Raw genomic sequence first — 310 nt, forward strand, 5'->3', positions numbered from 1 at the left:
CCATCTGTTCCTGCTGTAACTGTTCCACTTACTGGTACCGTTACTTCGGTTGGCTCTGTTCCATCTGTTAAAGTAGCACCTGTTGGCAAAGTAGTTGTATCTACTACGATATCTACTGTTCCTGCTGGTACTCCTTCTATAGTATAGGTTCCGTCTGTTGCTGTTGTTGCTGTTGGCTCTCCTGCGTCTAATACACCATCGCCATCTAAATCTGCAAATACAGTTACTGGAGAAGTAAATCCGGTTTCTGTTCCATTTTGTGTTCCATCACCATCTTCATCATTATATACGGTTCCAGTTACTGTTCCGG

The 310-nt window shown here is 43.5% G+C and carries 1 protein-coding gene; it reads right to left on the reverse strand.

All coding sequences use genetic code 11. From position 1 onward, the window contains the following. Nucleotides 1-310, reverse strand: a 310-nt coding sequence (locus tag ACVCZW_RS02840; RefSeq protein WP_452231600.1) for a hypothetical protein, incomplete at both ends; no start/stop codon positions are given.

Source organism: Lacinutrix sp. MEBiC02595, from assembly GCF_053601555.1.